The organism is Mesorhizobium sp. M7A.F.Ca.MR.362.00.0.0 (assembly GCF_004023175.1).
In the GTDB taxonomy this organism is placed as follows: Bacteria; Pseudomonadota; Alphaproteobacteria; order Rhizobiales; family Rhizobiaceae; genus Mesorhizobium.
Genome location: NZ_RZTF01000056.1, coordinates 4,549 through 11,714 on the forward strand (window position 1 = coordinate 4,549; position 7,166 = coordinate 11,714).

The window sequence follows — 7,166 nt, forward strand, 5'->3', positions numbered from 1 at the left end:
GACTACGCCATGGACGACAACAACAAGGCGCTGGTGACGGACGAGATGAAGGCGGCCGTCGAAAAGGCCAAGGCCGACATCATTGCCGGCAAGACCGAAGTGCACGACTATACGGCTGACAACGCTTGCCCCTATTGAGCGGCACGAACACACAGACATGATCTGCAAACCGCCGGGCGCCAGCCCGGCGGTTTTGTCTTTACCGGATCGAGCGAAACGTTCGCTCCGTGCCGGCCACCGTTTCGGGATACAGATGCAGCCAAAGATCGCACCCATCGGCGAGCACGACGTAGCAGCGGTAGCCCAGCTGCGCCTGGCCACGTTTTTCGAGGGAACCGGAAGGACGCTCGGGGAAGATGCGGCAGGGCTTCGTGGCTTGATCGCCGGTGACGGCTTCGAGGCGGCATTCGTTGCCCGGATCGGCGACACCCCGGTCGGGACATGCCTGCTGGTCCGCCACGAGCTGGAGCCCGTACATGATCTGACGCCATGGCTGGCCGGGTTGGTCGTCGATGCAAGGTATCGACGCCGAGGCATCGCCACCGCGCTGGTCAAGGCAACGGAAGCCCATGCGGCGTCACGGGGCGTCGAGATGCTCCATCTCTACACATGGGATGCGCGTGATTTCTACGCGGCTCTCGGCTGGAATACCGTTGAGATAAGCGGCTCGGACGGCGAGAAGATGGCGCTGATGTCGCGCCGCCCTCGCCTATAGCAGCTTCGCGACGAGACAGCCCAGCGCGAACGCCACCATCAGCCCGGCGGCAACGACAACTCCGCGCCGGCCGCCAAGCGCGTGCACGCCAATGCCGTATGGTGGCCGGGACAGGCTTCGGATCACCGTGCGCGGTTTGACCTCATTGCCGCCGAGCTCGACGCTGCGCATCTGAGGTAACTCGGCTAGGCGTTGGGTAACCAGTTCCCAATGCCTGCCAGGCAGCAGGTCGCGTTTTCCGTAACGGTCGAAGAAATACATCTGCTCGGCAAGTCGCGCGACCGCGTCGCGGAAGGCGGGATCGACCTCCAGGTCACGTTCGGCCCGTTCGCGGTCTTTGTCGTTCATAAGACCGAGCACATATTCGCCGGCCCGCGCGATGCGATCGCTTTCACTGACCAAGGCGTGCACCTTCCCTTTTCCTCACCAGTGCGGTGGCTTGGTTACCGGCACTTCATCTCCTGTCTGCTCCTCCAGCGCCAGGAAGCGATCCGTCAGCGCGTCCAGCTTGCGCTGCATGCGCTCGATCACCTTCCACTGCTCGGCGATCTGGCCGGACAGTTCCTCGATGGTCTTCTCCTGCTCGGCGGCGCGTATTTCCAGCGTCGTCAGCCGGTCGGCGGGCATGATCATGTGAATTCCCCAATCTTCGCCGCGATGTCGTTGACCGCGATGTCTTGCGCCGTGATGCGAATTTCGGCGCCGTCATACTAGCGAATGTGAAGGCCCCGGCCACGTTGCAAATTGACAAGCGCACCGGGATTTGTCGAGAGTGAACCGGCTCCGCCAATTGGCACGGGCGGAGCGTCATGCTAGGCATTTTGACCAAGCGATAAAAAAAATTAAGAGTGGGACAGGCTGCATGGCGCAAGCCGCAATCGAGTTGATCGGCATCAACAAGAGCTTTGGAGCGGTGCGCGCCAACCGGGACATCAATCTTGAGATCGGTCGCGGCACGATCCACGGCATTGTCGGCGAGAACGGAGCTGGCAAGTCGACGCTGATGTCGATCCTCTACGGCTTCTACCAGGCCGACAGCGGCGAAATCCGCGTTGGCGGCCAGCCGGCCTCGATCAAGACCCCCAATGACGCCATCGCGCTCGGCATCGGCATGGTGCATCAGCACTTCATGCTGGTCGACAATTTCACGGTGCTGGAGAACGTCATCCTCGGCGCCGAAAGCGATGCGCTGCTGAAGAAGAGCATCGCCAAGGCGCGCTCCGAACTGGAGCGGCTGGAGCGTGAATACGGGCTGGAAGTCGATCCCGATGCAATCATCGAGGAACTGCCGGTCGGCCTACAGCAGCGGGTGGAGATCCTGAAGGCGCTCTATCGCGGCGCCGAGATCCTGATCCTCGACGAGCCGACGGGCGTGCTGACGCCGGCCGAGGCCGACCACCTGTTCCGCATCCTCGGGCAATTGAAAGACCAGGGCAAGACGGTGGTGCTGATCACCCACAAATTGCGCGAGATCATGGCCATCACCGACACCGTGTCGGTGATGCGCCAGGGCACGATGGTGGCGACGCGCGAGACAGCCAAGACCACGGTCGAGGAACTGGCCGAGCTGATGGTCGGGCGGCGCGTGCTCTTGCGGGTCGAGAAGGGCGAGGCCGAGGCCGGCGCCGTCAAGCTCGCGGTCAAGAACCTGACGGTGAAGGATACGCGCGGCGTAACCATGGTCGACGACATCTCCTTCGATATCAGGGCCGGCGAGATCGTCGGCATCGCCGGTGTCGCCGGCAACGGACAATCCGAACTGCTCGAGGCGATTTCCGGCATCAGGCGTGCGGTGTCCGGCTCGGTCATGCTCGACGGCAAGCCGATCGACCTGACCGGCGCCGCCGACCCGGGCGAACTGCGCGACCGCGGCCTGGCGCATGTGCCGGAGGACCGCCATCACGTCGGGCTGGTGCTGGCCTTCGAGGAGAACGAGAATTCGATCCTCGGCTATCACGACGATCCCCGCTATTTGAAGGGGCCGTTCCTCAACATCGATGCCATCCGCAACGATGCCAGGGACAAGATCGCCAAATACGACATCCGCCCGGCCGACTGCCGGCTGAAGACCGCCAATTTCTCCGGCGGCAACCAGCAGAAGATCGTGCTGGCGCGGGAGATGGAACAGGACCCTGGTGTTCTGATCGTTGGCCAGCCGACACGCGGCGTCGATGTCGGCGCCATCGAATTCATCCACAAGCGCCTGATCGCCATGCGCGACCAGGGCAAGGCGGTGCTGGTGGTGTCGGTCGAGCTGGACGAGATCCGTTCGCTGTCCGACCGTATCCTGGTGATGTTTGCGGGCCGCATCGTCGGCGAGCGCGGTCCCGAAGCGACCGAGGGCGAGCTCGGCCTGCTGATGGCTGGCATCGAGCACCAGGAGGCAGCACTTTGAGCGCGCCTTACGCCAAACTGCCGGCCTGGGCCGACTATGGCCTGATCCCGCTGATCAATCTGTTCGTCGCCTTCGTCGTCGCCGGCTTCGTCGTGCTTCTGGTCGGCGAGAATCCGCTGCGCGCAGCCGTCATCCTGGTCGAGGGCGCCTTCGGCAAAGGCACAGGCATCGCCTTCACCCTCTTTTATGCCACCACCTTCATCTTCACCGGGCTTTCGGTGGCGGTGGCCGCGCATTGCGGCCTGTTCAACATCGGCACCGAAGGGCAGGCCTACATCGCCGGCCTCGGCATCGCCATCGTCTGCCTGAGCTTCGACAGCACACTGCCATGGTGGCTGACCTTCCCGCTGGCGATCATTGCCGCGGCGACGGTCGGCGCATTGTGGGCGCTCATCCCGGCCTATCTGCAGGCCAAGCGTGGCTCGCACATCGTTATCACCACCATCATGTTCAACTTCATCGCCGCCTCGATCATGGTTTACCTGCTGGTCGGCCCGTTGAAGCCAGCCGCCTCGCAAGCGCCGCAGACGCGTAACTTCCTCGCCGGCGCGGAATTGCCCAAGCTCAACTGGATCATCGAGCTGTTCGGCGCCAAGATCCGTTCGGCGCCGCTCAACGTCACCTTCCTGCTGGCGCTGGTCATGGCCTTCCTGGTCTGGCTGCTGATCTGGCGCACCAAGCTCGGCTATGAGATGCGCACCTACGGTCACAGCCCGAAAGCGGCACGCTATGCCGGCATTTCCGAAACCCGCATCATCATCACCGCCATGATGATCTCGGGCGGGCTGGCCGGCATGATGGCGCTCAATCCGGTGATGGGCGATCAGCACAATGTCGCCATCGACTTCGTTTCCGGCGCCGGCTTCGTCGGCATCGCCGTGGCGCTGATGGGCCGCCTGCACCCTGTCGGCATCGTGCTGGCGGCGATCCTGTTCGGCATGCTCTACCAGGGCGGCGCCGAACTCGCCTTCGAGATGCCGGCGATCAGCCGCGACATGATCGTCATCATTCAAGGCCTGGTGATCCTGTTTGCCGGTGCCCTCGAGCACATGTTCCGGCCCTACATCCAGGCGCTGTTCGCCTCGTTCAGTCCGCGATCGGTGGGCATGGAAGCGGTCAAGGGGAAAGGTGCCTGAGATGGATGTGTTCAACGCGATCATCCAGACACTGGACTCCACCATCCGCCTTTCGGTGCCGCTGCTGCTTGCCTGCCTCGCCGGCCTCTATTCGGAACGCGCCGGCATCTTCGACATCGGTCTCGAAGGCAAGATGCTGGTCGGCGCCTTCGCCGGTGCGGCCGCCGCTTCCGTGTTCCATTCGGCCTTTCTCGGCCTCGGCATGGCGATCCTGATCTCGGTCGCCTTTGCCATGATCCACGGTTTTGCCTCGATCACCCATCGCGGCAACCAGATCGTCTCCGGCGTGGCGATCAATTTCATCGCCGCCGGCTCGACCATCATCCTCGGCCAGGCCTGGTTCCAGCAGGGCGGGCGCACGCCGGCGCTGCAACCGGGCGAGCGCTTCGAGGCCATCACCTTGCCGGGCGCCGAGGCCATCCGCGGCGTTCCGATCATCGGACCGATCTATGCCGAGCTCCTGTCGGGCCACTCGATCCTGGTCTATCTTGCCTTCCTGATGGTGCCGTTCACCTGGTGGGTGCTGTTTCGCACCCGTTTTGGCCTCAGGCTGCGCGCCGTAGGCGAGAACCCGGCCGCCGTCGATACTGCCGGCATATCGGTCGCCTGGCTGCGCTACAGGGCGCTGATCTGCACCGGCATCCTCACCGGCATTGCCGGCGCCTACCTGTCGATGGTGCAAAATGGCGGCTTCGTGAAGGACATGACCGCCGGCAAGGGCTACATCGCGCTGGCAGCCCTGATCTTCGCCAAGTGGAAGCCGGTCAACGCCATGTTCGCCTGCCTTCTGTTCGGCTTCCTGGACGCGGCGTCGATCCGCCTGCAGGGATCACCGCTGCCCATCATCGGCAAGGTGCCGGCGCAGTTCATGCAGGCGCTGCCCTACATCCTCACCGTCATTCTGCTCGCCGGCTTCATCGGCAAGGCAATCCCGCCACGCGCCGGCGGCGTACCTTATGTCAAGGAACGTTGAGCGGCAGGTCGGCTTTGCGCCGGGTTTTGAACACGATCATCGGAGAGAACACCTGAATGTCGCATGATCTGTTCGAGGCCGCCAAGGCCGCCATGGCCAAGGCCTACGCGCCCTATTCTAAGTTTCCGGTCGGCGCTGCCTTGCGAACCGAGGACGGGCGCGTCTTTACCGGCGCCAACATCGAAGTCGCCTCCTATCCGGAAGGCTGGTGCGCCGAGACCACTGCGCTCGGCCACTACATCATGGGCGGCGGCGGCAAGATCGTGGAAATCGCCGTCATCGCCGAACGCATGGCGAAATGCTCGCCTTGCGGCGGCTGCCGGCAGCGGCTGGCCGAATTCTGCCGGCCGGAAACAAAGCTCTATCTCTGCGACAATGCAGGTGTGGCCGAGACCGTGACCATGGGCGACATGCTGCCTTACGGCTTCCGCGGCGATATTTTGAAATGAGCAATGGGCGCAAATGAACAGCTGGCAGCGATGACGGAAAAAGCCCTGGATCATCTCGTCGAAAGGCTGGACGGCTTGGCGCCCGCCACGGCACTGGTGCTCGGTTCGGGCCTCGGCGGTCTGGTCGACCAGATCGAGGGCCCGATCCGCATCTCCTATGCCGACCTGCCCGGTTTTCCCAGAAGCGGTGTCACCGGACATGCCGGCGAGGTGGTGGCGGGGCTGTTTGCCGGCGCGCCGGTGCTGATGCTGTCGGGCCGCGCCCATTACTACGAGCACGGCGTTGCCGCGGCGATGCGGCCGGTGCTGGAAGTGCTTGCCGGCATCGGCATCACGAAACTGATCCTCACCAATGCCGCCGGTTCGGTCGATCCGGACATGCCGCCGGGCTCGGTGATGCTGATATCGGACCACATCAATTTCTCGGGCACCAATCCGCTGATCGGCGAACCAAGCGACCGGCGTTTCGTCGGCCTGACTGAAGCCTATGATGCCGGCATCCGCCAGGCCATCGAGCGGGCGGCAAATGCGACCGGCACCACCCTGTACAAGGGCGTCTATATGTGGTTCTCCGGCCCATGCTTCGAAACGCCGGCCGAGATCCGCATGGCGCGCATCATGGGCGCCAATGCGGTCGGCATGTCGACCGTACCGGAGGTCATTCTCGCCCGCTTCCTAGGACTGCGCGTCGCCGCCTGTTCGGTCATCACCAATTTGGCGGCCGGCATGACCGGGGCCGAGCTATCGCACCAGGAGACCAAGGACATGGCACCGGTCGGCGGCGCGCGGCTGGCGACGATCCTGCAGCGCGTGTTCCGCGACGGACTGCTGGAGATCTGATGCTTCCCCAGGAAATCATCCGCCGCAAGCGCGATGGCCTCAGGCTGTCGGAAGAGGAGATCGCCGGCTTCGTCGCGGGCGTGACGTCGGGCGCCGTCACCGATGGCCAGGCCGGCGCCTTCGCCATGGCGGTGTTCTTCAACGGCATGAACCGCGACGAGGCCGTGGCGCTCACGCTGGCGATGCGCGATTCCGGCGATGTGCTCGACTGGTCGGACCTGCCCGGCCCGGTCACCGACAAGCATTCGACCGGCGGCGTCGGCGACAATGTCTCGCTGATGCTGGCGCCGATCGTCGCCGCCTGCGGCGCCTATGTACCGATGATCTCGGGCCGCGGCCTTGGCCACACCGGCGGCACGCTGGACAAGATGGATGCCATTCCCGGCTACATCAGCCAGCCCGACGTCGCGCTGTTTCGCAAGGCGGTGCTCGAAACAGGCTGTGCCATCATCGGCCAGACCGCCGACCTCGCGCCCGCCGATCGACGGCTCTACGCGATCCGCGACGTCTCCGGCACGGTCGAATCGGTGCCGCTGATCACCGCTTCGATCCTGTCGAAGAAGCTGGCGGCCGGGCTGCAATCGCTGGTGCTCGACGTCAAGGTCGGCAACGGCGCCTTCATGGAAAAATCGCGCGACGCCACCGCACTCGCCAACAG

9 protein-coding genes and 1 pseudogene are annotated in these 7,166 nt (G+C 64.1%); 8 read left to right on the forward strand and 2 right to left on the reverse strand.

Annotation, left to right across the window (positions count from 1 at the left end; translation table 11 throughout):
• Together EOC06_RS42165 and EOC06_RS10520 are read left to right on the forward strand one after the other, a co-directional pair.
• Nucleotides 1-138: pseudogene (locus EOC06_RS42165) on the forward strand (BMP family ABC transporter substrate-binding protein); the annotation flags it as partial.
• 115 nt (nt 139-253) lie between these two features.
• Nucleotides 254-715: a GNAT family N-acetyltransferase gene (locus EOC06_RS10520; protein ID WP_127266919.1), complete on the forward strand. Its 462-nt coding sequence runs from the start codon at nt 254-256 to the stop codon at nt 713-715.
• Here the strand turns inward: EOC06_RS10520 and EOC06_RS10525 are convergent.
• Nucleotides 710-1,117, reverse strand: a complete 408-nt coding sequence (locus EOC06_RS10525; RefSeq protein ID WP_127266920.1) for a hypothetical protein — start codon at nt 1,115-1,117, stop codon at nt 710-712. The genes EOC06_RS10520 and EOC06_RS10525 overlap by 6 nt on opposite strands.
• A 21-nt stretch (nt 1,118-1,138) precedes the next feature.
• Nucleotides 1,139-1,345, reverse strand: coding sequence for a SlyX family protein (locus EOC06_RS10530; protein WP_189367407.1), 207 nt, complete (start codon nt 1,343-1,345; stop codon nt 1,139-1,141).
• A gap of 232 nt (nt 1,346-1,577) precedes the next feature.
• On the opposite strand from EOC06_RS10530, the gene EOC06_RS10535 reads away from it, so the two are divergent.
• The 6 genes from EOC06_RS10535 to EOC06_RS42170 form a co-directional block, all read left to right on the forward strand.
• A complete protein-coding gene (locus EOC06_RS10535) occupies nt 1,578-3,110 on the forward strand; it encodes an ABC transporter ATP-binding protein (RefSeq protein WP_128307700.1) in 1,533 nt (510 codons plus the stop codon).
• The gene (locus EOC06_RS10540) at nt 3,107-4,246 is read left to right on the forward strand and encodes an ABC transporter permease (protein WP_127266923.1); all 1,140 of its coding nucleotides are present in this window, start codon (nt 3,107-3,109) and stop codon (nt 4,244-4,246) included. Before EOC06_RS10535 ends, EOC06_RS10540 begins: the two co-directional genes overlap by 4 nt.
• 1 nt (nt 4,247) lies before the next feature.
• Nucleotides 4,248-5,219, forward strand: coding sequence for an ABC transporter permease (locus tag EOC06_RS10545; protein ID WP_127266924.1), 972 nt, complete (start codon nt 4,248-4,250; stop codon nt 5,217-5,219).
• Nucleotides 5,220-5,275: 56 nt separating this feature from the next.
• Nucleotides 5,276-5,668 carry a cytidine deaminase gene (cdd, locus tag EOC06_RS10550; RefSeq protein WP_127266925.1) on the forward strand — a complete coding sequence of 131 codons (393 nt, stop codon included), beginning with the start codon at nt 5,276-5,278 and terminating at the stop codon, nt 5,666-5,668.
• A 30-nt stretch (nt 5,669-5,698) separates the two neighbouring features.
• Nucleotides 5,699-6,508, forward strand: coding sequence for a purine-nucleoside phosphorylase (locus EOC06_RS10555; protein ID WP_128307705.1), 810 nt, complete (start codon nt 5,699-5,701; stop codon nt 6,506-6,508).
• Nucleotides 6,508-7,166 (forward strand): thymidine phosphorylase (locus EOC06_RS42170; protein WP_128337024.1); only part of this gene is annotated, 659 nt, incomplete at its 3' end. The genes EOC06_RS10555 and EOC06_RS42170, both read left to right, overlap by 1 nt.

Bases quoted from the DNA above. Each gene is read 5' to 3' on its own strand.
- EOC06_RS10535 (WP_128307700.1), top strand. From the start codon at position 1,578: ATGGCGCAAGCCGCAATCGAGTTGATCGGCATCAACAAGAGCTTTGGA.
- cdd (WP_127266925.1), top strand. From the start codon at position 5,276: ATGTCGCATGATCTGTTCGAGGCCGCCAAGGCCGCCATGGCCAAGGCC.
- EOC06_RS10555 (WP_128307705.1), top strand. From the start codon at position 5,699: ATGACGGAAAAAGCCCTGGATCATCTCGTCGAAAGGCTGGACGGCTTG.
- EOC06_RS10545 (WP_127266924.1), top strand. From the start codon at position 4,248: ATGGATGTGTTCAACGCGATCATCCAGACACTGGACTCCACCATCCGC.
- EOC06_RS10520 (WP_127266919.1), top strand. From the start codon at position 254: ATGCAGCCAAAGATCGCACCCATCGGCGAGCACGACGTAGCAGCGGTA.